This is a genomic window from Stenotrophomonas sp. STEN147, assembly GCF_056757995.1.
On the sequence record NZ_JBRRCG010000002.1, the window covers coordinates 158,584 to 182,256 of the forward strand.

Here is a 23,673-nt window from a genome sequence, read left to right on the forward strand (position 1 = left end):
AATGGCTCCGGCTCTGGCTTGGCTCTTGCCTGCCTGCTGGCTCCCCCGACAAGGATGAGCTTGCAGCATGATCGAGATCGATCCGCACGACAGAATTGACCTGACCGGCCCTTGGGCCGGTTTCGGCTTCCAAGCTGGGCACATGTTCACCCCGGAGGGTCACCAGCTTGAACCGTGCGACATGACCTGGTGGTCCCTGACCTGCAACATTGCGCGGGAATGGCGACGAATGATAGCCGAGTCCCGAGCCGAGATAGCTACTTCATCGGTCCCAAGCCGAAATGCGCCCTCCACGACGAAATCCAGCGTGATCTACCTTGCCAAGGCGCTCAGAATTCGCCGGGAACGGCGGTTGGGCGTGTGCGGGCCCGGTTCCGACGCCGAAACTTCCAACGTGGTCTACCTGAGCCGTGGGCCAAGGCCGCGTCAGCGCGTGTGAGGCGCTCCCGTAGGGGCGCCGCCCCTACGGGAAAAGGCTATCGCTTATTTGACTGATTGCTCGCTTGCCTCCACCTTTGGGAGCTCGAAGTTCAGGAATTTTTCGCCAGGGAATCGAAGCTCCAAGGCCGCCCGAAGCCCATCTTTCGCCGCGATCAAGGATGCCAGGGTGGCATCCACATCCTTAAGGATGTACTCGGTAAGGGTAATGAGCCCGTCAATGATTCGGGGGCCGACCTCGACGCGCAGATCATTCAACGTGAGGTCTTTTCTCTCATGGAGCTTCTTTGCCTCGGCAATTGGCTGATACTCATCAAGATGTAGCTTTGATCGTCGGTCGATGGCCTGCATGAGAGTGTGAAAGCGGCGCTCCTCAAGCCACAGATCAAACACGGCTTCTTGCTCCTCCTTGGTAACCATGAAGCTTAAATCGGTTACTTCGAAATGCTCCCTGCTCACATCCTCCGAAATTGTAGCGTTCATGCTGATTGCAGCGCCGAGCCCCAAATGGCGAACCGGGTCCACAACCTTTGTTCTGTAGTTTCCTACGATGTTCACCATCCGCAAGATTCGCTGGAGTCCAGCATTTGCCTTCGCGATTTGAGCTTCCCGGAGCTCCTTCGCTTTCTCTCGCTGCTGGAACTGGAATGCGAAGCGTGCACCGAAGAATGCTGCAGCCAGAGTCGCGACTGCGGAAAGGTAGTCAGTTTTAAGAAGGGCCAAGATGATCCGCCCGATGATTGCTTGTGCTTCATGGAACAGGTTGAACGCGCCGCAAGCAGTTGTAGCTTCAATGAGTCCCCCAATCGTCATCCCTGCCTCCACCTTTTTCTGCGGATTCTATCCGATGGTGTCCAGGCCCGAGCGTGCCTGTCAGCGCGCAGGCTGAAGGTGCCTCGGCACCCTGGGGCTCGCCCTACCTAATTGAGCGCTTCCACAAAGGTGGCCTTTGCTTTGATTAGAATGCTCGCAGGACGATTAGGGGGGGCGTATGGAACGCGAACGACCGGAATACCTGCCGCCTATCCAGCGCAGCCGCTGGAACTTCCCGTGGCTGATCACCGGCTTTCTCACGGTGTTGAGCCTTGGCGCGCTTGGCGTCCTCATGCTTGGCCGCACCAACGGTGCATGGAACGAGCGATTTCTTGGCGCTAGCCAGCCTGCGGAATCGCAGCGCACGGAACTGCCGGTGCGGGCCGAAGCTGAAACGCGCTCCACGGCTGCGGACCTTGCGGAAATCAGGGCGCGGCGCCAGCAAGCTGAGGCCACAGTCAGTCGCCAAAGTGACGGGATGCGCTGCATCAACGGGATGATGTTCCGCCGAATCAACGGTGGCTGGGAGAACCTGCCCGGTTCCCGTTGCGGCGACCAGCCATCGACCAACGTGCAGTGCTTCGCAGGCAGGCCCTATAGGCAAATGGCGGCAGACGGCGGCTGGGTGTATTCGCCGAGCGACCGCTGCCCGTGATGCGTCACGTTAATCAGAAGCTTGGCGGGTAGGGTTTGGATTCCGGGGACGTGCCCATGGGGCGCTCACCTACGCGCACGATGGCGCCTCCACTACTTGCCGCCATGACCGCGCCCGCGCCACCGCCGCTTCCGCTCGCTGCGCTCGCAGAATCAGCGGCGGCACGGTCACTGTCCAGGCGGTACAGCATTGGCTCTTCTTCGCGCCGGGGCGCTTCCCTCGGCCACGCCGTTGCAACCGTCTCAAACGAACCCGCCGTGAGGCGAACTCCGTAGACGGCAACCCTGGGCCGGTAGCCCATCGCAATACAGCATTCGCTGGCGCCCGGCACGTGAGCGCGCGACTCACTCAGTATCGATCCAGCCCGCATCGCGCGCACGCGCGAGATCTTCTGGCGTGTCGATATCCAGCCCCAGCTCCGGTGCCTGCAGGACATGCACCATATCGGCAGGAAGTTGCCGCAGGCGCGCTCCGAAGCCCCGGTCACCGGCCGCATTCACAGGGGTGAACCAGGCACGCGGCACTACCGCGGGAACGCCAAGCGCATTTCCGTGGCCGGTGCCAGCGCACCGTGACGCCGCGGCGCGGGCACCCGAAAGCAGCGCCTGCAGATGGGCGTGCTCGATTGCGGGCTGGTCGCATGCCACGACCATCACCGCGCTCACCGTCGGCAGCAAGTGTGCGCCGGCGACCTGCAGACTGCTCGCCAGGCCGCGTTCCCAGTGGTGGTTGGTTACCGGGGTGGCATCCAGCCCGGCAATACTGGATGTCACTGCCTGTGCATTCGCGCCTACTACGACCAGCACCTGCACTGGCGCGAGCTCCAGCGCCAATCGGACCACGCGATGTACCAGGGTCTCGCCCTGCCGGGTTAGAAGCTGCTTGGGCTGGCCAAGTCGGGTGCTCCCGCCGGCAGCAAGCACGACGACCGCATGCGGGTCGGTCACCTGCCGTGCGCGCTTCGCCATTGCTGCAGCTGCGCGGCGATACTGAGCGAAATCGCCTCTGGCCCTCGGCCTCCGATTTTCAAGCCAACCGGTGATCGAAGTCTCGGGGACAGGCGGTGGCGCTGATCCGGTGTCAGCAGTTTGAATAGGTCCTCGCGCCTTCGCTGCGGACCCAGCAGTCCAATGAACGCGACTTTGGTATCCGCCAGGGCCACCAGCGCCTCCCGGTCAAGTTCGAAATCGTGATGCATCACCAGTACCGCGTCGCACGGGTCGCCATGGAGGGCCTCGGCCGGGCTGGTCTGCAACTGTGCATCCGCGCCCTGCCCCGCTGAGGCCCAGCGCGCTCGCCGTTCGGCCACGCTGATCCGCCACCCCAGGCCACGCAGCAACGGAACCAGGAAGGGCGTTTCAGGACCACCCCCCAGGATCAGGGCCCGCGGAAGCCGGGGCAGCGTCAAACGCCACGCACCCTCACCAAAAGGCTGCGTACCATCCATCGGATGCAGCTGCCACGTCCGCTCGCGACGGCCCGCGCGGAAAACGATCTGCCCCGATGCGCGAAGCTCGCGCTGTAGTGGCACCCCCTCGCGCAGCCATGCCTCGATGACAACGTCGATGCCGGCCATGGCACGCAATGGCAGAAGTGCAATCCGCAGCCGACCACGGCAGCCAAGCGCGGACCCACTCAGCAGGTCCTCGTCACTGCGCGTGTCGATCTCGATCCAATCGACCTGCCCTGCCGCGCTCACCTGCTCTGCGCGTCGCGCGAGCTCGGGCTCCAGGCATCCGCCGCTCAGCCAGCCGACCTGGCTGCCGTTGCAGAACAGCACCATGTCGCCGGCACCGGCGTAGGTGGAGCCATCGGTTTCCAGTACCAGCGCCAGCACGGCGTGATCCCCCGCGCGCGCGCGCGTCACGGCCGTCTCGAGCACGCTCCGCGGGCTTCCTTCGGTGAGGAAGCGCGGTGCTGCGGACAATTGCCCGGCAGCATCCCTGGGCCCTCCTCCGCCTATCGCGGAGGTCTCCAGAGTGGCCGAGGCCTCGGGTTGGTCCATGCGCAAGGGTCAGCCCACGTCGGGCAAGCCGGGCAACAGCTTGTCCAGGGTGATGGGATAGTTGCGCACGCGCACGCCGGTTGCGTTGTAGATCGCATTGGCGATCGCGGCGCCAACCCCGCAGATGCCCAGTTCACCCACGCCCTTGGCCTTCATCGGCGAAATCACCGGGTCCAGCGTATCGAGGAAGACCACTTCCTGGTACGGAATATCGGCATGCACGGGAACCTCATAGCCGGCCAGGTCGTGGTTGATGAACAAGCCAAGCCGCTTGTCGACCACCAGTTCCTCCATGAGGGTCGCACCCGCGCCCATCACCATCCCGCCGATGACCTGGCTGCGTGCGGACAGCGGATTGAGGATCCGGCCGCCATCGCATACGGCAAGCATGCGGCGAATGCGCGTCTCTCCAGTGTAGGCATGCACGGCGACCTCGCAGAAATGCCCTGCATAGGTGCCGACGTCGTAGCCTTGTTTGAAATCGCCGAAGGCAATGCCGTCCTCCGCCGACAGGGTCCCCGCCTCCGCCAGCTTGATGGTCCGCCCACCCGCCTGGATGCTGCCATTGGCGAAGTTTGCGGTGTCGCCGTCGAAGCCCAGTTTCTCGCCCACCTTGCGGCGCAGGCTGACGCACGCCGCGTACACGCCTGCGGTGGAGCTTGCCGCGCCCCACTGGCCGCCGGAACCGGCGGAGGCGGGATGACGGGAGTCGCCGAGAGTCACCTGGACCCGGTCCAGCGGCACGCCCATGGTCTCGGCTGCCGTCTGCGCGATGATCGTGTAGGAGCCCGTGCCGATGTCGGTCATGTCGGTTTCCACGATCACCCCGCCTTGGCCGTCGAGCCGCACCCGCGCCGCCGACTTCATCGTCGGTGCGCCGCGATAGCCCGCGGACACGCCCATGCCGACCAGCCAGTGCCCTTCCCTTACCTGCGCCGGCCTGGGATTGCGCTTGTTCCAAGCGAAGCGCTTCGCGCCTTCGCGCAGGCAGCGGACCAGGTTGCGGTCGGAGAACTTCTTGGACGGGTCGCCGGGTACGACCTCCGGCTCGTTGAGGATGCGAAACGCGATCGGGTCGAGGCCCAGCTTCTCGGCCATCTCGTCCATCGCCACTTCCAGCGCCATGTGGCCTGGCGCTTCGCCCGGCGCGCGCATTGCATTGCCTTCGGGCATGTCGAGCGTGGCGATGTAGTTGGCCACCAGGCGGTTGGCGCCCGCATAGAGCTTGGGCGTCTGCAGGGTACCGTTCTCGCCGTCCTCGCCGTTGATGTTGCCCGACCAGTTCTCATGGGCGATGGCGGAGATCCTACCATCTTTCGCGCAACCGATCCGGACGCGTTGAATGGTTGCGTGCCGGTGGGTGGTGTTGTTGGCCATCAAAGGCCGTTGCAGCGCGATCTTCACCGGTCGCCCGACCTGCTTGGCCGCCAACGCGGCCAGCACCGCGTCGGCACGGATGAACAGCTTGCCGCCGAAGCCGCCGCCGATATAGGGCGAGTCCACGCGCACCTTGGCAGGATCGATGCCGAGGATCGCCGCCATGCCCTGCCTGGCCCAGTCGATCATCTGGTTCGCCGTCCACAGCGTGAGCGTGTCGCCCTCCCAGGCAGCGATGGTGGCGTGCGGCTCCATCATCGAATGACTTTCGTCGGAGGTGTGGTAGGTCTCGTCGAGTTTGACCGCGGCGCTCGCGTAGGCGGTGTCGAAATCACCCAGCGCCTGCCGGTCGGGCTTGCCATCGCGCCCCTTTGCCAGCGGCGCGGACGGCGCCAGTGCGGGAAAATCGAAGCGGCCCTTGCCGCGCTCATAGCGGGTGCGGATCAATGCCGCGGCGGCGCGGGCCTGCTCGAAGGTCTCTGCCACCACGCATGCGATGGCCTGGTGGTAGTGGGCCACTTCAGGGCCGCCGAACAGCGGTGCATTGTTCCAGTTCGATTTGCCGACCGGCTTGGTCTCCGGTGCGGTGATGACCGCCAGCACACCCGGGGCGGCGCGTGCGCGGGAGGCATCCATCGAAATGATGCGGCCCTTGCCGATGCCCGCTCCGACGATATAGCCGTAGGCCTGGTTCGGTGCCACGTCATGGCGCTCATACGCATAGGGGGCGGTGCCGGTGGTCTTGCGTGGGCCGTCGATGCGCGGCGTCGACTTGCCGACGACCTTCGCCTTGTCGAACAGGTTGTCACCGGCGGGGGCGTTGAATTCAAGGGGCATCAGTGCTCTCCTTCCACCAGCACGGCTGCGAGGGTGCGCTCGGCGAGCGCGATCTTGAACGCGTTCTCCCGCGTCGGACGGGCGCCGGCGAACACCTGCCGGGCCGCTGCCCTTACGCCGTCGCGCAGCAGGGGTTCGGCTGCCTCGATGCGCCACGGCTTCGGCGCAACTCCACCGAAGGCGAACCGCGCCGAGCCGTCTTGCTGCACGACCGCGGCGACCGACACCAGTGCGAACGCATAGGACGCGCGGTCACGTACCTTGTGGTACACGTGGCGACCGCCCAGGGGTTCCGGCAGCGTGACGTGGGTGATCAGCTCACCGCGCTGCAGCACGTTGTCCTGCTGCGGCCTGTCTCCGGGGGAACGGTGGAAATCGGCGATTGGGATGCTGCGCGTACTACCGTCACCCCTGACGGTCTGGATCGAGGCGTCCAGCACCCGCAGGGCCACCGCCATGTCGCCCGGATAGGTCGCGATGCAGCTGTCCGAGGTGCCGATCACGCCCATCTGCCGGGAGAACCCTTCGAGCGCGCCGCAGCCTGATCCGGGCAGGCGCTTGTTGCAGGGCAGATGGGGATCATAGAAATACGGGCAGCGCGTGCGCTGCAGCAGATTTCCGCCGGTGGTGGCCTTGTTGCGCAGCTGCCCGGAGGCGCCTGCCACGATCGCGCGGGTCAGCACCGCGTAGTCGCGGCGCACGCGCTCATGCGAGGCCAGCGCGGTATTGGTGACCAGCGTGCCGATGCGCAGGCCGCCCTCGTCGGTGGGTTCGATCATGTCCAGGCCGATGTCCTGCACGTCGACCAGGTGCGTTGGCGTCTCGACCTCCAGCTTCATCAGGTCGAGCAGGTTGGTCCCTCCGGCCAGGAACTTCGCGCCCTCGGTACTGGCGACGGCCTTGGCGGCCTCGGCCGGGGATTTCGCGCGCTCGTAACTGAAGGCCTTCATGAGCGCCTCCCTGCAGAGGTCACGCCAGCGACCTCTTGCATTGCCTCGGCAATGTTGGAATAGGCGCCGCATCGGCAGAGGTTGCCACTCATGCGTTCGCGCATTTCCGTGCTCGTGATCCGGGGCTGTGCGCTGACGTCCGCCTGCACATGGCTGGGGACACCCCGCTTGATCTCGTCCAGTACCGCCACCGCCGAACAGATCTGCCCCGGCGTGCAATACCCGCACTGGTAACCGTCATGCTTGATGAAGGCGGCCTGCATCGGATGCAGGTCATCGGGGGTTCCGAGGCCTTCGATGGTGGTGATGGCATCGCCCTGGTGCTGCACCGCCAGGCTGAGGCAGGCATTGATGCGCTCACCGTTGACCAGCACGGTACAGGCACCGCATTGACCGTGGTCGCAGCCCTTTTTGGTCCCGGTCAGCTCCAGGTGTTCGCGCAGGGCATCGAGCAGCGTGGTCCGCGTGTCGAGCTCAAGCTCCCTGCGCGCGCCGTTGACGGTCAAGGCCACCGTGCTGATGACCGGTGGCCTGGGCGGCGGGGATGCCGCCAGTTCGGCAGCGAGCGATGACGCCCCTGGTGCGGCGGACATCGCCACGGTCGTGGCGCCGCCGGCGATCACCTGGCGACGCGTCAACTTCATTCCTTCATCCCAACTTGGCACAGTGACCTCCTGGCGTTCGGGGAAACCCCGTGGCTGGATGGACGCGCTCACACTACTCGGAGGGCACTATGCCCGTCTGCGGGGTATAGATTTGTGAAACCGGTCGGAGGCATGCCGGCATCATCGGCCGAGCGTACTGGCCGGTCATCTTCAACGCCGTCTCTGGCAAGCGTGCGCCACAGACAGTGATCTGCGCCACTGGGAGAAGGAACTTTCCGACCAACCCCGGCAAGGAGGCACGATCCACGCTGGATGCGCGAGAGCTTCCGTTGGCAGAGCATTGTCCGGCCAACGGGCGCCTGACGGTCTGCCTTCGCCCTCGCGCAGCGCACGAAGTGCTACGACGTGAGCTACCACAGCTTGCTTGAGCGAAAGTCCACCGCGGCCTACCTCCTGGATAGTGCATGCCGCGGCATCAAGCAGGGCCAGCCCCGGCGCTCAGGCAACATCCGCGCTTGGCATCCGGAACGTGAACACTGTTCCGGCACTTTCACTTGACACCACATCGAGTATCCCGCCATGAGACTTGGCAATCTCCGATGCGATGTAGATGCCCAGACCAAGACCTGGCCTGGGAAGCTCGCCCTTATCACGCGAGAAGGGGTTGAAAATGGTGCCGAGCCTGTCGGGCGCAATGCAGCCTGCGTTGTGCACATCCAGCGTGAGGCGATTGGATGCAGCGTGCACCCTCAACGTGACAGGAGCCGATCGCTCGCCATGCTGCACTGCGTTCGTCAGCAGGTTGGCCAGCAGCTGCGAGAGCCGGCTGGGATCGCAGACGACGATGCCCTCGATCCGCATCTGCACATCGATGTCCTGGCGGCCGGTGGCGATCGCCACCTCCCCTGCAACTCGTTCAAGGTCAGCTTGCAACGTATCGCTTTCCTGGAGCGAGATCGGAATGCCTCCACCCAATCGGCCCCTGGCAAAATCAAGCACATCGTTTATGAGCCCCTCCATCCGGGTCACTCCAGATGCGATGTGCGCAAGCATCTGCTGCTGACGCGCGGACGTCGCCTCAACCTCAAGTGCATCTGCTGCTACGCTGATTGCCTGGAGGGGGCTGCGAAGATCATGGCCCAGTACCGCGATGAACTGATCGCGCAAGTCGGAATCCCGCTGCGCGTCCGAAAGCGCCGTCTCCGCTTCCTGCAGGCGGTCCTCCTTGTCCAGATAGTTGCCGACGAGCTCGGCAAGCAGCTCCATGGACCGTCGGACATGGGCTTCATCGAAGTTGCCCGGCGAAGAATCAATGGCGCACAGGGTGCCGAAGAATCTGCCGTCCGGCCGATGAATCGGAACCGACGCATAACTCTCAAGCCCGTAGATCCGAGGCGTGTGGTGCTTGGAGTACAGCGGGTGGGCACTGGCGCGTGCGAAAACCACGGAGGTTGATGACTGCCTGATCTCGTCACAGATGGTGGTTTCCAGGACCAGCTGCCCGCCTGGAACAAGCCCGAACCCGAGCGAGTCCAGGGTGGCGCAGGCCGTCCAGGTCGTCTCTGTAACCCTGGCAATCGCCGTGAATCTCGAGCCCGTGATATGGGCTACGGTTTCAAGGATGCGTGGCACTACCTCGATACGACCGATCTCAGCGACGTCATTGAGCAGTTGGGGATCAGTCAGCGTATGCATATGTTGGCAGGCGGGCACAGTGATGCATCATCCCATGAAACCGCCATCGCAAGCCGGCTCCGTTCAGAAGGGGGCGTCCGAAGCGGGCGAACGGGCGATGAGAGCGCAGCCGCGAGGATGCGCCTGCTTCATTGACAAGTGAATGGCCGCAATCCCTAATCGGGCGGCAGATTGCCGTCCGCCTATCGACCCCTTCATCATGTCCAGAGTATCCACCACTGATTTCGCAGCGCACGCGAGCGTCGACAGCCTTCACCAGGCAGTTGTAGCCGTTACTGCCGCTTCGGTGGCGCGGGACTGGGAAAATGAGCGCCACCAGCACCGCAAGGCACAGCTGATCTATTCGGTTCGCGGCGTCTTGACCTGTGAGGTGGAAGATGGCGTCTGGATCGTTCCTCCGCAGTGCGCAGTCTGGATACCGGGCGACCTTCCCCACTCGGCAAGGGGAGCGGGACACACAGAATGCTACTGCCTATTTGTCGAGCCGGAGGCCGCACCGGAGCTCCCAACGTTCTGCTGTACCGTTGCGGTTTCGCCATTGCTGCGCGAACTGCTGCTGAAGGCGGCTGATTTTCCTGGGCAGTATGCAGCTGGAGGCAAGGAGGAGCGCCTCATTGCCACATTGCTCGACCAGCTGGCAGAGGCCCCGGTTGAAGATCTGCATCTGCCGATGCCGCGCGATGCAAGACTCCGCCGCCTGGCCGAGTGCCTGCTGGTCGACCCGACCGACAAGACCCCGAAGGGCGTATGGGCGAGCCGCGTCGGCATGAGCGAGCGCAGCATGAGCCGCCTCCTGCAGGACGAGATCGGCATGGGCTTTGGTCGTTGGCGCCGGCAGCTGCACGTCATCCTTGCGCTCCAACGTCTGGCCCAAGGTGAAAGCGTTCAAACGATCGCACTGGATCTGGGGTACGGCAGTGCAAGCGGCTTTGTAACCATGTTTCGCAAGGCGATGGGCAAGCCACCTGGGCGCTACCTTTCAGAACGTTCCATGCTGGCGCCGCAGATCGCGCCGCCCACAATCACCTTGCCCGGCCATCTGCCGGGCTGAACGGGCTGGCCAACTCCCGTTCAAGCCCCCCCGGCCTACTCCACCTCTGGCCCGGTACGACCCCGCTCCTTCGTTGTAGCCGACTCTCGCCTGCCGCCTGCCGCTGCCGACCTGGCCTGACTGAACAATAGTCTGGCCTGGGTTCGCCAGTGTTCCACTGGATTTCGTTGTTAAATGTGCCGCCCAAACGCGAATGACTATTATTTATGACTGGCCAGCAGAGCGCCGATGCTCCCCATTACCCGATCAACGTGCTTGCAGGTGCGGATGGGAATTCTGATCTGGAGTACAGGCGCGGGCGCCCGAGGGACGCCCGATACGCTGGCCTGGCCGTGGCAGTTGCATTGGCCCTGCTGGGCGCGCAGACCGCATTTGCAGGCGAATCCGTTCCGTCGGATCGCGCGGACGAAAGGACAGCGCCGGAAGAGACCGCGTTACCCACGGTTACAGTGCTGGCTCACAAGGACAAGGCGGCCACAGAGGGCACAGGATCCTATACGACGCGGGAGTCCTCTGCCGCCACGCGCATGCCGCTGTCGCTCAAGCAGACGCCGCAGGCACTGACTGTACTGACGCGTCAACGCATGGATGACCAGCACCTGGACTCGGTGCAGGCAGCACTGGAGAGCACTTCTGGAATCGCCACGTACCAGTCGGACAGTGAGCGCACCAGCTTCTATGCGCGCGGCTTCCTGATCAATAACATCCAGTACAACGGCATACCCACGGTGGTCGGCAGCACCGTCAATGGAAGTGGCATCGGCACTCTTGATACAGCCTTCTACGACCGCGTGGAAGTCGTGCGTGGTGCATCGGGCCTGCTGACAGGTACCGGCAACCCTTCAGCCGCGATCAATCTTGTGCGCAAACGACCGACACGTGATTTCTCGGCGAGCGCTTCGCTGGGGGCCGGCAGCTGGGAGACCTATCGGGGCGTCGGCGACATCTCCACACCGCTGACCGCCGACGGTCGGATCCGGTCGCGACTGGTGGGGACATACCAGGACGGACATAGCTACCTTGATGGTTACAGGCCGCAGAGGAAGTCACTGTACGGCGTCATCGAGGCCGATCTGACCGCCGACACGACCTTCCGCCTGGGGTACGAATACCAGGACATCACGCCGAAGGGATCGACCTGGGGAGGCCTGCCACTTTGGTTCAGCGATGGTACGCAAGCGGAGTATGCGCGCTCCCGGAACTACGCGCAGGACTGGAGCTACTGGGACAACACCCTCAAGACGGCCTTCGCCGAAATCGAGCATCTCTTCGGAAACGGCTGGAAGTTCCAGGCCACCGCGAATCAATATCGGACCGAGCATGCGGCCGAGCTCCTTGGCCTCATCGGCCGACCTGATCGTGCCACAGGCCTGGGCGTGTTCCCCAACGGGGCCTATCCGGTAGCGCTGGCGTCCAAGGGGCGCAGTCGCCAGAACACGTTCGACGTCATGGCCGGTGGCCCCTTCCAGCTGTTTGGCCGACAGCACGATCTGGTTGTCGGCGCCACCAGCTCGCGGCGCAACGCATATCAGGAGGACGTCGCCCCCTTCTATGCAGGCATCTGGCCGGTGAACGTGTATGCGTTGAGCCCCTCATTCCGCAGGCCTGACTTCGATGCGATACCCACAACGCCGACGCGAACCCGAATCAAGCAAGGTGGCGTCTACAGCGCGGCGCGACTCTCGCTGGCTGACCCATTGAAGCTGATCGTCGGGGGTCGCCTCAGTACCTATGAAATCGACGATGCGGCCGGTGGAGCACCGATGCATTACAGAAAAAGTGGCGAGTTCACCCCGTACGCCGGCCTGATCTACGACATCAACGCGACGTACTCGGTCTACGCCAGCCACACAGGGGTGTTCAACCCCCAGACCGAGTATCGGGACAGCAACGGTAACGTGCTGACCCCTTCAAAAGGCAGAACAAGCGAAATCGGGCTGAAGGCAGGGCTTCTTGACGGGCGCTTGACTGCATCGATTGCCCTCTTCCACACCGAACTGGACAACGCCGCGCAATCGGTCGCCGGTACCTACACACCCAGCGGAGCGCAGGCTTACCGCGGCGCCGACGGGACCAGGTCTCGCGGTATCGAGCTGGATCTTCAGGGAGAGCTGTCCCGTGGATGGAACGTCTACGCGGGTGTCGCGCACTTCACTGCGAAGGACGGTGCCCACGAGCGCTTGAACACGCAGTTGCCCCGCACCACGGCGCAGCTTTTCACGACCTATCGGTTGCCGGGCCAATGGGACCGCTTGACGCTGGGCGGCGGCTTCAAATGGCAAAGCCGCTTCTACAACGCGCCCAACACAGGAACCAGTTCCCTGGGTGGAGAACAGGGATCCTATGCACTTCTCTCGGTAATGGGTCGCTACTCCATCACGGACAAGTCCAGTGTGGCCATCAACGTCAACAACGTCCTGGACAGGAAGTACGCGCTTCAGAAGGGAGATTTCGACACCGTCGGCTATGGCGCGCCGCGCAATGTGATGGTGACGCTGGACTACAGATACTGATTCATCGCTGTACCCGACAAGATCCATAGAGGCTCACCAGAGAACAATCCGCCATGTCCACTCAACCCTCTTCGCCCACCGCCCCACCCCGGCCCGGAAGTGTTCCAGACAGAGTTGCATTGCTGTGGCTGACGACTGCCGCTGGCGCCATTCTCTTCGTCACCTTCCAGCTGTTCTTCTACGTCAACGACTTCGCCAGGGCCAATGGAGCGGCACCGGCAATCACGTTTGATCACGACGCGCTCTGGGCATTTCCCGCCTATTACGGGTGCTGGATCGTGACAGTGCTTCTCGCACTGTCAAATACCCGAAGATCCTGTTGGATTACGCTGATACTGGGGAGCGCACTTGTGCTGCTGAATACGCTCGGCGGCGTCTTCGACGGTTTCAGGGACGGTTGGCACGTCACTTTTTCCGCAATCTTCTTCATCACGCTGCCGGGCCTGTTCGCTGCAGCGACTACCTGGCGACACATCAAACTCAAGGAGGCCGCCCATGTCGATGAACAGCAGTGATTTTCCCCTGGTCTGGATGGATCTTGCGCAAGGCCCCGAACACGAACATCAGGATGACTTCGACGCGTTCGAGGAGAATCTGCGCCGGGGTGAGCCCTTCGTACTTCTCACTGATACGGCGCCATCGGAGGAGCATGACCACTCGCCAGCGGAGAAGAAACGCATGGGGCTGTGGATGAAGCAGCACAAGGCCGAGCTTCGCAGGCTGGTTCTGGGGATGGTCCTGGTCGAGCCCAATCCGGCCAAGCGCGTCGCCTACAAGGCGTTCTCGGTACCCTTTTCCAAGTTCTGGGGCTACCCTCTCCACATTGTCACCTCACGCGAGAGAGCAATAGAAGTTGCGAGGAGTCTGCTGTCTCAATCAAACGAGACGCCCTGAGCCGCCTTCCTTGGGCGCTGTACCTGCGGCGTCTCAGCGCTCCTGACAGCATGCCTCCGGGTTCTTCAATGGAAGGGCCTGCTGAGCGCGCGAGGCCGGTCAGAAGTAGAAACCGAGGTTCAGATTCAACCGAGACTGCCAGCGCGAAGGGCCTCCCTCGCTGATGCCGATGCCGTCGCCGCCGGCAAACCACATGTTGCGGCCGGCGATCCAATCGACATAGGTGAGCATGACGCCCTTCTGCAGGCTGCAACCGGTCACGTTCTGCCACGAGTTGCGTAGGCCCGCGCGGTGCCCTACTGGTCGGGTCATGCTGAGGTTGTTGTAGCAGGTGACGTCGTCCAGCCAGCCCTTCTGGCCGAACGAATAGGCGACGTTGGCGCTTGGCACATCCGCCTGCGCTGCAATCTCGAAGGGGGATTGGAACGCCGACATCGCGATGCGCTCTCCGGGTACGTCATACCGGTAGCGCGCCCACTGCAACTGCGCGGTCCAGCCATCGCGCGTCCACTGTGCATGCAGAGCTGCACCCTGGTGACCGTAATGGCGTCGTGTCTGTGTGTTCTGCACATTGCCGGCGAACGCAGATGCGCCCAGCAACAGGTCTCCGCCAGCCCAGTCGCGCGCATTCTCCACGCGTGCATGCAGCCGTTGCCGCTCGCGATACGGCAACGCCTCGGTCTGCGCGACATCAAAGGAGTAGCGATCGTAGCGAGCGCCCGATCCGTATTCGTCTCCGGAGAACCAGCCGAGATGCCAGGTTGTGCTGCCGCTGCGGTGAATCACTACAAGGCCGGGATCGTAGTCATCCTCGATGCCCAGGTAGTAGCCGGAGCCGAACCAGAAACTCTGCGAAACGGTAGGGAGCAGCCCGAACGGGACTTGCTGGATACCTGCCTTCAGCTGGGTAGCATCGGAGAACTGCCAGCCCGCGTAGGCGTGATGCACAGCGTCGAAACCATCGTACCAGCGGTATTGGGCAGAGAAGGAAAACGGCCCGGTCCCAGCGTCGAGGTCTGCACGCAGCAGTTCAAGCTGGAGGCGGCTGGTCGCGCCGTAGTCGAGCCAGCCGTAGTTGAACCTTGCCGCGCCGCCCGGCTCGAAGTAAGCGCCGCCGTTTCGATCGCGTTCCGATGCCTCCGCTGTCAGCGAAGCGCTGACGAGCACGGCAGCGGCAATAGAGGAAATGGCTCTCACGATGGGGTTACTTGCCTCCCTGTTCCGCATGTGAAAGCGCGCAAGTGTAATGTCGCGGGCAGTGAAGAAGGCGTTGGTCGATGGTCGGCACGGTGCAGGCCCGCGCCTTCAGGAGATGACAGAGCCCCCGGCCAGTGGCGCCACGCCATCATCAGGCAGCGGCAACGATCCTCACGTCAACGATTGACGTTGACCACGACGCGTCCGCGGATGCGTCCCGCCATCAGGGCTTCGGCAGTGGCTACAACCTCTCCCAGGCCGATGTGCTGGGAGATGGCGTCGAGCTTGCCCATATCCAGGTCCTTGGCAAGCCGTTCCCACGCCACGAGCCGCTCTGCGGTGGGCCGCGTGACGCTGTTGATTCCCAGCAGGCTCACGCCGCGCAGGATGAAGGGCGCGACCGTGGCAGGAAAGTCCATGCCCTGAGCCAGCCCGCACGCGGCCACGGCGCCATCTTCCTTGATGGCGGCACACACATTTGCCAGTGTGTGGCTGCCCACCGAGTCAATGGCGGCACTCCACCGCTCCCGCTGAAGTGGCTTGCCTGGCTGGGACAGCACATTGCGATCAATAACCTCGCTGGCACCCAGGGAGTTCAGGTAGTCGGTCTCGTCCAGCCGTCCGGTGGACGCCACGACGTTGTAGCCACGATCGGCCAGCAACGTCACAGCGAAGCTGCCTACGCCTCCGCTCGCTCCGGTAACCAGCACTTCACCGGCATCCGGGGAAAGGCCATGACGCTCCAGCGCGATCAGACTCAACATGGCGGTATAGCCGGCCGTTCCGATGGCCATGGCCTGCTCGGGCTGCATGCCCTTTGGAAGCGGGATCAGCCAGTCGGCGTTGACGCGTGCCAGCTGCGAAAGCCCTCCCCAGTGCCGCTCACCCACGCCCCAGCCATTGAGAACCACCTGGTCGCCCGGTTGATAGCGCCGGTCCGCCGACTCGAGCACAGTGCCGGCCAGGTCGATGCCGGGCACCATCGGAAAGGACCGCACCACCGCACCGCCCTGGCCGGTGATTGCCATCGCGTCCTTGTAGTTCAGTGTGCTGTGCGAAACCTGGACGGTGACGTCGCCCTCCGGCAGGGCCGATTCAGGCACCTGCCTGACGTCGACCTGCAATTCGTTTCCCGTCTTGTCTATGTATACGGCGTTGAACATGGCCTTCCTCCTGGGGCAGCAGCAAGGTTGCTGCATGATTTAGACTGATCGGCTACATGCCGGCAAACGAACATGGACTCAGCGGGGCAAGCCCGCCAGGAACGCATTGGCGAAGATCGTGAGCGGCACAACGCTGCGCTCAAGCCGTGCACGCTGGACAGCGCCCTCCCATCCGATCCAGAAGGCGGTGGCGATCTCGGAGCAGCGCGCGTCGGACGAGAGCTCAGCGCGCCCCCGGGCCAGTTCAAGGCAGGCGGCCAGCCGGGATTCCCATCCGTTGAATACCTCGATCAATCGGGCACGGTAGGCCTGCGGCAATGTCGAGATCTCCTGGCCAAGGTTGCCGACCAGGCAGCCTCGCCGGAAGTCGAATCGTTCCAGGCCATTGCAGGCGTCGGCGACGAATCCAAGGATCCGCTCAAGCGGATCGCGCTCTTCGTCCAGTAGATGCCGGTCCAGCTTGCGGCAGAAATACTCGTCGTAGGCCTCGAGCACAGCCAAGCCGTAGGCCTCTTTGCTGTCGAAGTAGTGGTAGAACGAGCCCTTGGGGACGCCCAGCTGCCTGACGATTGCGTCGATGCCCGTTGCAGAGAAGCTTCGCTCCGTCAACAACGCGATCCCAGTGCGCACCAGCTCGCGCCGGGTGTCATCAAAGCCGCGATCCGCCCTCGGCGGGCGCCCCCGGCGGCGCGTAGTCGTAGTGACAGCAGGAGTCATGCCGCACATTTTAGACCGGCCGTTTTCTAAATTCAAACGGGCAGGTCTGACCCCTCCAGAGTTGCCAGGCTTCGCCATTCTCAGAGCTGGAACCAGCACCCCGCCGATCATGATTGGGATCATGCGCTCGGCATGTTGGCCGGAGCGAGCACGAGCAACAGTGCTGATGCGAACAGCAGCGCGCCCATCACCCTGTCAATCCAGTTGCGTGCCGCGGTTGTGTCCAGATGGCGCATCATTGAAACGCCCATCGCGCACCAGAGTGCGAGACAAAGTGCGGAGATCACCGTAAACGCTGCCGCCAGCACAAGGGAGGTCCGCAGGGGCTCGGCGCCATTGCCGACGACGGCAGTCACCGTCAGCACCAGCACCCAGCTTTTGGGATTGACGAACTGAAAGCAGAACAGCGCCACCACGCTGCCGTGCCGGACACTGGTCGGCGTGGGAACGTGCTTCTCAGGTGGCCGGAGTGTTTCCAGGACCAGGCGGGCGCCCATCCAGCACAGGTACGCCCCGCCAGCAAGGGTCATCAGGGCGTACAGGTGCGGCACGGTTTGGAATGCGGTGCTTGCTCCGGCCGCCACCAGCGCCCACATGCCCAATCCTCCGGCAACGATGGCGGCGATCGCTGGCAGCGCGCTCACGAATCCGGTTCGCGCGGCGATGCGCATGACCAGCAGGTTGTTGGGACCTGGCGTGATGGTGGCAACGGCGATGACACCTGCGCCGATCAGGAGAGCGCTCATCGCACCGCCTCTCCGCGCTGAAGCGTCATGGGATCGACCTCAATCGCTTGCCCGGAGGCAAGCGTCACCCGCGCCGGTCCGAAGCGCTCGCGACCGTGCGCAGCCAACCAGTCCGCATCGGGTGCGACGGCAATGATGCCGAACGGGTTGACGCTTCGATCGTGCCAGTAATACCCGTTGCGGATCACGTCGAGATCGACCGTAGCCGCGACACCGCGCCAGGAGTACAGGTCTCGCGCGTAGGCCCACAGGTGCGGGTAGTCGATCAGTCGCCGACGTGCACATTTGAAGTGGCCGTGATAGACGGCGTCGAACCGGACCAATGTCGGGAACAGGCGCCAGTCCGTCTCGGTGATGATCAGGCCAAACAGATAGCGTGCATTCGCAAGACGCCGCTCCAACTGATCCAGCATGGCGAACACACTCTCGACAGCTTCTTCGTAGGCGTCCTGCCGCTGCGCGAAACCGGCGCGATAGACGGCATTGAACAGCCCGGCCTGGAGCGCGGCGTTGAGGGCATCGATCCGGCCGCGGAAGGCGGGCGGAACGAGCGTGAACGCCCCCGCGACGTTCCCATCGGCCGCATCGAACGCGCGCATGATGTGCGACGACTCATTGCTGACGATCCTGCAGGCCTGACTGTCCCACAGCACCGGCACCGTTGCCCGGCCGGTGTAACGGGGTGCCGACAGGCGGTAGACCTCGTGCAGGTGCCGGACCCGCGAGCCGCATCCCGGGACGACCCAGGAGGCACCGCCGGCCACTGCGTAGCCCTGCATCCGCTCACCGCCCGCGATCTGCACCGGCACTGCATGCTCCAGGCGCTTGAGGGCACGCAGCAGCAGGGTGCGATGCGACCACGGACAACTGGACGACGCAATGAGCCAGTAGCGACCCGGTTGTGCGCGCAGTCGGCCCGCAATGCCATCCAGGCCCTGCCGGAACATGCTTTCCGGTCTCACAAAGCGACCATCGATCATGGTCGAATCGGCATCGACCCAGCGGCCATCGACCAGCATTCCCATGTTCACCCTCTCCGATCTGGACTCGATGCAACATCGTGTGATGGCAAGCTGGTCCAAGGGACGCCGCTTCTGGTCTATTATTGAGTCCACCATGAAGATGCCCCTCAACGGACTTCGGGCGTTCGCCACCGTGTATGCTCACGGCGGGATTCGCTCGGCCGCGCGCGAGCTCGGCATCGTCCACTCGTCGGTGAGCCGCCATCTCGCGGAGCTGGAGCTCTGGCTGGGTGTACGGCTGGTCGGCGACGCTGCAGGCCGGCGAGGAATCACGTTTACACCGCAAGGCGAGGCATTGGGCCGAGCCACGCTGTCGAGCTTCCGCGATATCGAGCGCGCAATCACCGCAGTGCAGGAAGCACGCTCCGGGCGATCGGTGACCGTATCAACCACACCTTCATTTGCGGCACGCTGGCTGCTTCCGCGCCTTCCGCGGCTCGAGCAGGCGCATCCTCACCTTGAGGTGTCGGTGGTTGTAGACCAGAAGATCGACAACCTGCAGACCGGCGACATCGACCTGGCCATACGCATGGGCCGTGGACCCTGGCCCGATGCCAGGTGCGAGCCGCTGATGGACGAAGTCCTGTATCCGGTCATGAGCCCGGCGCTGTTCGAAGCTTCCGGCCAACCTGCTCAGCCGGCCGACCTGCTCGGGACGCGGCTGGTGCATGATCGTGATCCACATGCATCGTGGGAGGCATGGCGGCAGCTGTACGGTCCGGCCTCGATGGATGTGACTGCCGGCCCGCGCTTCTCATCGTCAGACCTCGTGCTTCGGGCTGCTGTGCAGGGCCAGGGCGTCGCGCTGGCGCGCCATCGCTTTGCATTCGATGACATCGCCTCTGGCGTGCTCGTAAGGCCATTCAAGGATGCCGCTGTGGCGCTCGGCCCGGCCTACTGGATTGCGCTTCCACTGCACCGCGATGTGCGCAGCGGTGCATCGACGGTGATCGCATGGCTGAAAGAACAGGCGGCGTATAGCGATACGGTGATCTGAGCGCCCAGCACCTTCAGATCCCTTCTGCCGCGTGTCGTGATTGCCCTGAAGTCCAGGCTCCGGGACTCGAGCCATCACCACCACGACAGCCCACGCCTGAAATCACGCCAAACCCTTGCACGACGGGCGCCTCCCTGCCCCGGTCAGCTATGCGACAATGCCAGAAGCGTCGAGGGCGTTGTCGGCATCAGCCCCAAGCCCTTGGCTTCCCGCATGACCGGGAGTAATTCTTGGCGCGCCACCGAAAACGGGTGGCCGGGCTTCGAAACCCCGGTTCTACGCTGAAGTACACGCTTGCCAGCCGGCATCACCCATCAGGTGGTGCCGGCTGGCAATCCGTCGGCCGGCTATGGCGGGCGGTGCGCGGAGGCCTTGTGCCTGCCGGTTTAGCGTAGACCGGGTTTCGAACCTCGCACCGTCCGCCACCTTCATCGGTGGCGGCTTCCGTTTATCTGTTCGGAGCCCTGCCATGACCAACGCCTACCCCCCTTCTCCGCACCCGATCCGCCTGCATCCCGCCAACGAGCCCACACCGGATCCCAACGCCTTTGTTTCACTGCTGCACAGCATCGGCGCAGGTGCCGCGTCCAACGGCCGGCCCTGGCCGGAAGGCCATCTTCCGCCAGGGCGACGCATGGCACTGTCCGACGCCGACTGTTCTCTCAATGGCCTGCGCGTGGTGATGGAAATTCTGCTTGCCGCAGAGCGCGCCCGCAAGAATGGAGAGCCTGACCAGTACGTCGGCGACCGTGTGCTGGAAGGGCTGGTCATGGCCGGCCTTGGGCTGACCGCACACGCCAGTGAACGCCTGTTGCCGGAAGGCTGATGCCTCGTCCCGCGGGCGCTGGCGCTCGCGGGACACACAGCCACTCCCGTTGACCGCAGCGTCCGTAGATGTGGGCCCGCCCTGACCGGCGGGCGGCACTTACTAACGTGACGCGTCACACCCAACCACGCACCGTTAACAGCCGCGCACTATCCTCGAAGCCCCTGAACCTTCACGAGGCGAGTCCATGACCAAGCTCCACACCGTGCTGATTACCGGCTGCCTGCTGGCCCTGAGTCCGCTGGCCTCGGCCGAAACCGTGAACCTGACCAACAGCGCCGAAGGCGCCAACCGCGATGCCGGCATTGCTGCGGTCAAGAAGAAGCTGCAGGACGCCTGCACCGATCGCAAGGGCTCGCCGGATACCGACTCGTTCGAGGTGGTCTTCGAGAAGACCAGCGACAACCCCAACGTGCCCAAGCCGTACTACGTGGACGGCAAGATGAAGTGCGAGCTGCCGGGTTGAACCCGGCGACCGCTATCGACCGGCGTCGTCCCCGGACATGACGCGGTCGATCCAGCCGGCGTAGCGTGAGATGCGCACGTTGAACACCACCTGGCCATAGAAGCCGGCCTCAAGGGCGTGCTCGGGAACGGCGGTGATCCAGGAACCCAGGCCGACCAGCTGCCAGTGGTCCTGCACATTGATGACCAGCGGGCCACCGCTGTCGCCGTTGCCGAGCACGCCTTCAAGCGGCAGGCCACGCGGCGGCGGATCGAAGCGGTACCAGAGATAGCGGTCGTTGCCGCCGGTGATGGCGTTGAACGCACGCCGCAGGGTGGTGCGATGCGACCCTCCGGGGATCAACCCCTCGGCGCCATTCCCGGTGGCGCCCTTCCCTATCAAGGTGGCCACCTGCGCAACCTCGCCCGCGCCCCGATAGAGGGCGACGGGCTCGACATCGGCAACGGGCGTTGCCAGCCGGATCAGCGCGATGTCATCCGATGCCGCCGGGAACGCGTGGATCTTCCCTGCACTGCCTGTTGCCAGGGCTTCGTCGCCCAGCGCGGCCGGCATCGGCCTGAAGCCGGGGTGCAGATACACACGCGCGACGGCGTAGTTGCGCCCACCGACGGTGACTTCGGCACCCATGCCGTCCATCGGTGCCGCGTGCGCGGCGGTGACCACCCAGCGCGGAGCGATCAGTACGCCGTGCCCCTCTCCCGGCAGGTCGGCCAGGGCCGGGAAGGCAGATCCATCGACGCGGTAACGGGCATCGTCCACGTCGTCACGGATGACGATGGCCCCGGCGGCAAGCGGGACCGTTACAAGCATCAGAAAGAGCCAACGTTTCATGTATCTCTGCATCCCCGTGTTCAAGTGCCCACGCTGGCCGAAATGCACCTGCCTGATGAGCGGCATGCGACCAGACCCCGCGCCGGCCGACGAACGCCGGCAAACCGGGCGCGGAATCAGGGCTGCGCTGGCCTTCCAGGGGGTTCGATCTATGCCCCGCCCAGCTCCACCACCCGGTCGGCATCGGTGACGACACTGCGCCGGTGGGTGATGGCCAGCACGGTCACCTCGCTGGCCAGCGCCCGGATATGGCCCATGATCTCGCGTTCGGTCGCCTCGTCCAGGGCGGAGCTCGCTTCGTCCAGCAACAGGATCGCGGGCTCGCCATACAGTGCGCGTGCGATGGCGATGCGCTGCCGCTCACCGCCGGAGAGCTTCAGGCCACGCTCGCCAACGGTGGTCTCGAAGCGTTCGGGCAGTGCCTCGATCAAGGTAAGGATGGCAGCCTTGCGTGCGGCATGCCGCAGTCGCTCGTCATCGCGCGGGCGCCCCAGCAGGATGTTGTCGGCCAAGCTCTCGTTGAGCAGGATCACGTCCTGCGGAACGACCGCGACGGCCCCGTGCCACGTCGCGCGATCAATCCGGGCCAGATCGGTACCGTCCACCTGTATCCGGCCGTGCTGGGGCTCGATGGATTTCAGCGCCAGCTTGAACAGTGTCGACTTGCCGGCACCGGTCTCTCCCATCAGGAAGGTGATGCCACCGCGTCCGGCGTGGAAGGTCGCATCGGTGACTCCGCGACCGTTGTCATAGCGGTGGCTCACTCCGTCGAACTGGAGCAGGCCACTGCGGGCGGAGAACCGTTCGGCATGGGCCACCTGCGGTTCCTCGGGCGCGGCCCACAGGGCAGAGAGCGGCGCCAGCATGCTCCACGAACGGGCGACGTCATCGATGGAGCGCGCGATCATCTCCAGCGGCAGGTTGAGCTGGAGCAGCAGCAGATTGAACAGCACGATGTCGCCTACGCTCAGCTGCCCGTTCTGGTAACGCGGCAGCAGCAGGGTGAAGGTGACGATGAACTCGATGGCCAGGCCGATGCCCAGCAGGGCGATGAAGCCTACGCGCTGCAGCACGTAGGCACGCCAGCTGTCGCGCACGCTCTGCGCCTTCTGCTCGAAGCGCTGCACCATCCAGCCGCTGCCGCCGAACTGCCTGAGCGTTTCCATGGCATTCATGGCATTGCCGACGAAGCGGGCGTTCTGCTGGCCGGCCTCGACGGCCGCTTCGCGGTGGATGCGTGCACGTCGGGTAGCGAGGGCAGATAGCGCCACGGCCACCGTGCCGTAGCCCAGCACGATGGCGACGATCTGCAGGTTGATCAGCGCGCCCAGGGTGACCAGGGTCAACACGATCTGCAGGGCACTGGGAATGAAGGCCACCAGGCCCAGCTGCACGACGATCTTGAGCGCCCCCCGCCCCTTTTCGCCGGCCACCTGCAGTTCCGCTGCGTTGTATTCGACGAAGAAGCTGCTGGTCTTCTTCAGCAGGCGCGCGAAGTAGCGGGTACTGGTGATGAAGCCCAGATTCTCGCCGCTGAGGAATGACAGGTACTGCACCGTGTTCTGCAGCACGCTGCCCACCCCGAGCAGCACCGCGTAGAGAACGAACCACCCGGCCAGGACCGCTGCGCCCTGACCGGGGAGGCGGTCGATCAACCGCGAGAACAGATAGGGCGCGGCAACGGTGGCCAGACTGGAGAGCAGCACGGTGGCGGCAATGAGCAGCAGCAGCGTGCGATCGGCTTTCCAGTAGGCCGTCAGTATCTCGCTGACAGGCGCGGGCACAGCGAACGGCTTCATCACTCTCGGTCCCCGGCGTCTCGGCGGTTCACAGGGAAGGAAGTCCCTGTGCGGCCAAATGATATGATATAACATC

The 23,673-nt window shown here is 64.1% G+C and carries 23 protein-coding genes; 9 read left to right on the forward strand and 14 right to left on the reverse strand.

Going from position 1 to position 23,673, the window contains the following annotated elements; translation table 11 throughout:
* Positions 1–67: 67 nt before the first annotated feature.
* Positions 68–439, forward strand: a complete 372-nt coding sequence (locus ACVOKU_RS03550; RefSeq protein ID WP_481559097.1) for a DUF3653 domain-containing protein — start codon at positions 68–70, stop codon at positions 437–439.
* A gap of 44 nt (positions 440–483) precedes the next feature.
* Here ACVOKU_RS03550 and ACVOKU_RS03555 read toward each other — a convergent pair whose 3' ends face one another.
* Positions 484–1,251 carry a hypothetical protein gene (locus ACVOKU_RS03555; protein ID WP_481559098.1) on the reverse strand — a complete coding sequence of 256 codons (768 nt, stop codon included), beginning with the start codon at positions 1,249–1,251 and terminating at the stop codon, positions 484–486.
* Positions 1,252–1,429: 178 nt separating this feature from the next.
* Between ACVOKU_RS03555 and ACVOKU_RS03560 the strand changes: the two genes are divergently transcribed.
* Positions 1,430–1,906, forward strand: a complete 477-nt coding sequence (locus ACVOKU_RS03560) for a hypothetical protein (RefSeq protein ID WP_481559099.1) — start codon at positions 1,430–1,432, stop codon at positions 1,904–1,906.
* A gap of 344 nt (positions 1,907–2,250) precedes the next feature.
* Here the strand turns inward: ACVOKU_RS03560 and ACVOKU_RS03565 are convergent, their stop codons facing one another.
* The 6 genes from ACVOKU_RS03565 to ACVOKU_RS03590 all read right to left on the reverse strand — a co-directional run bounded on the left by ACVOKU_RS03565 (position 2,251) and on the right by ACVOKU_RS03590 (position 9,375).
* Positions 2,251–2,874: a nucleotidyltransferase family protein gene (locus ACVOKU_RS03565; RefSeq protein ID WP_481559100.1), complete on the reverse strand. Its 624-nt coding sequence runs from the start codon at positions 2,872–2,874 to the stop codon at positions 2,251–2,253.
* Positions 2,850–3,911 carry an XdhC family protein gene (locus ACVOKU_RS03570; RefSeq protein ID WP_481559101.1) on the reverse strand — a complete coding sequence of 354 codons (1,062 nt, stop codon included), beginning with the start codon at positions 3,909–3,911 and terminating at the stop codon, positions 2,850–2,852. Before ACVOKU_RS03570 ends, ACVOKU_RS03565 begins: the two co-directional genes overlap by 25 nt.
* 9 nt (positions 3,912–3,920) lie before the next feature.
* Positions 3,921–6,125 (reverse strand): aldehyde oxidoreductase molybdenum-binding subunit PaoC, encoded by a 2,205-nt coding sequence (gene paoC / locus ACVOKU_RS03575; protein ID WP_481559102.1) that lies wholly within the window; start codon positions 6,123–6,125, stop codon positions 3,921–3,923.
* The gene (locus ACVOKU_RS03580) at positions 6,125–7,075 is read right to left on the reverse strand and encodes an FAD binding domain-containing protein (RefSeq protein WP_481559103.1); all 951 of its coding nucleotides are present in this window, start codon (positions 7,073–7,075) and stop codon (positions 6,125–6,127) included. Before ACVOKU_RS03580 ends, paoC begins: the two co-directional genes overlap by 1 nt.
* Positions 7,072–7,719 carry an aldehyde dehydrogenase iron-sulfur subunit PaoA gene (gene paoA, locus ACVOKU_RS03585; protein ID WP_481559279.1) on the reverse strand — a complete coding sequence of 216 codons (648 nt, stop codon included), beginning with the start codon at positions 7,717–7,719 and terminating at the stop codon, positions 7,072–7,074. The genes ACVOKU_RS03580 and paoA overlap by 4 nt, the downstream gene beginning before the upstream one ends.
* Positions 7,720–8,178: 459 nt before the next feature.
* Entirely contained in the window at positions 8,179–9,375 is a 1,197-nt protein-coding gene (locus ACVOKU_RS03590; RefSeq protein ID WP_481559104.1) for a GAF domain-containing sensor histidine kinase, read from the reverse strand.
* A 199-nt stretch (positions 9,376–9,574) separates the two neighbouring features.
* Here ACVOKU_RS03590 and ACVOKU_RS03595 point away from each other — a divergent pair, with 199 nt between their 5' ends.
* The 4 genes from ACVOKU_RS03595 to ACVOKU_RS03610 all read left to right on the forward strand — a co-directional run bounded on the left by ACVOKU_RS03595 (position 9,575) and on the right by ACVOKU_RS03610 (position 13,833).
* The gene (locus ACVOKU_RS03595) at positions 9,575–10,426 is read left to right on the forward strand and encodes an AraC family transcriptional regulator (RefSeq protein WP_481559105.1); all 852 of its coding nucleotides are present in this window, start codon (positions 9,575–9,577) and stop codon (positions 10,424–10,426) included.
* A gap of 206 nt (positions 10,427–10,632) precedes the next feature.
* The gene (locus ACVOKU_RS03600; RefSeq protein WP_481559106.1) at positions 10,633–12,939 is read left to right on the forward strand and encodes a TonB-dependent siderophore receptor; all 2,307 of its coding nucleotides are present in this window, start codon (positions 10,633–10,635) and stop codon (positions 12,937–12,939) included.
* Between the two features lie 53 nt (positions 12,940–12,992).
* Positions 12,993–13,454, forward strand: coding sequence for a hypothetical protein (locus ACVOKU_RS03605; protein ID WP_481559107.1), 462 nt, complete (start codon positions 12,993–12,995; stop codon positions 13,452–13,454).
* Positions 13,435–13,833, forward strand: a complete 399-nt coding sequence (locus tag ACVOKU_RS03610; protein ID WP_481559108.1) for a hypothetical protein — start codon at positions 13,435–13,437, stop codon at positions 13,831–13,833. The genes ACVOKU_RS03605 and ACVOKU_RS03610 overlap by 20 nt, the downstream gene beginning before the upstream one ends.
* Positions 13,834–13,932: 99 nt before the next feature.
* On the opposite strand, the gene ACVOKU_RS03615 is transcribed toward ACVOKU_RS03610, so the two are convergent.
* The 5 genes from ACVOKU_RS03615 to ACVOKU_RS03635 all read right to left on the reverse strand — a co-directional run bounded on the left by ACVOKU_RS03615 (position 13,933) and on the right by ACVOKU_RS03635 (position 18,681).
* A complete protein-coding gene (locus ACVOKU_RS03615) occupies positions 13,933–15,030 on the reverse strand; it encodes a hypothetical protein (RefSeq protein WP_481559109.1) in 1,098 nt (365 codons plus the stop codon).
* A 176-nt stretch (positions 15,031–15,206) separates the two neighbouring features.
* Entirely contained in the window at positions 15,207–16,193 is a 987-nt protein-coding gene (gene acuI, locus ACVOKU_RS03620; RefSeq protein WP_481559110.1) for an acrylyl-CoA reductase (NADPH), read from the reverse strand.
* Between the two features lie 78 nt (positions 16,194–16,271).
* Positions 16,272–16,910 carry an acrylate utilization transcriptional regulator AcuR gene (acuR, locus tag ACVOKU_RS03625; RefSeq protein WP_481559111.1) on the reverse strand — a complete coding sequence of 213 codons (639 nt, stop codon included), beginning with the start codon at positions 16,908–16,910 and terminating at the stop codon, positions 16,272–16,274.
* Positions 16,911–17,029: 119 nt separating this feature from the next.
* Complete coding sequence (locus tag ACVOKU_RS03630) at positions 17,030–17,656, reverse strand: LysE family translocator (RefSeq protein WP_481559112.1); 627 nt, start codon at positions 17,654–17,656, stop codon at positions 17,030–17,032.
* Positions 17,653–18,681 (reverse strand): glutathione S-transferase family protein, encoded by a 1,029-nt coding sequence (locus ACVOKU_RS03635; protein WP_481559113.1) that lies wholly within the window; start codon positions 18,679–18,681, stop codon positions 17,653–17,655. The genes ACVOKU_RS03630 and ACVOKU_RS03635 overlap by 4 nt, the downstream gene beginning before the upstream one ends.
* Between ACVOKU_RS03635 and ACVOKU_RS03640 the strand changes: the two genes are divergently transcribed.
* The 3 genes from ACVOKU_RS03640 (at position 18,680) to ACVOKU_RS03650 (ending at position 20,967) form a co-directional block, all read left to right on the forward strand.
* Positions 18,680–19,675, forward strand: coding sequence for a LysR substrate-binding domain-containing protein (locus tag ACVOKU_RS03640; protein ID WP_481559114.1), 996 nt, complete (start codon positions 18,680–18,682; stop codon positions 19,673–19,675). The two genes, ACVOKU_RS03635 and ACVOKU_RS03640, sit on opposite strands and share 2 nt — an antisense overlap.
* Before the next feature lie 469 nt (positions 19,676–20,144).
* On the forward strand, positions 20,145–20,501 hold the full coding sequence (locus ACVOKU_RS03645) for a hypothetical protein (RefSeq protein ID WP_111186949.1): 357 nt from the start codon (positions 20,145–20,147) through the stop codon (positions 20,499–20,501).
* Between the two features lie 187 nt (positions 20,502–20,688).
* On the forward strand, positions 20,689–20,967 hold the full coding sequence (locus tag ACVOKU_RS03650) for a hypothetical protein (protein ID WP_053515798.1): 279 nt from the start codon (positions 20,689–20,691) through the stop codon (positions 20,965–20,967).
* 12 nt (positions 20,968–20,979) lie between these two features.
* Here ACVOKU_RS03650 and ACVOKU_RS03655 read toward each other — a convergent pair whose 3' ends face one another.
* Both ACVOKU_RS03655 and ACVOKU_RS03660 read right to left on the reverse strand, forming a co-directional pair.
* Complete coding sequence (locus tag ACVOKU_RS03655) at positions 20,980–21,798, reverse strand: S1 family peptidase (RefSeq protein WP_481559115.1); 819 nt, start codon at positions 21,796–21,798, stop codon at positions 20,980–20,982.
* Positions 21,799–21,947: 149 nt separating this feature from the next.
* Positions 21,948–23,597 (reverse strand): ABC transporter ATP-binding protein, encoded by a 1,650-nt coding sequence (locus ACVOKU_RS03660; protein ID WP_481559116.1) that lies wholly within the window; start codon positions 23,595–23,597, stop codon positions 21,948–21,950.
* Positions 23,598–23,673: the final 76 nt, after the last annotated feature.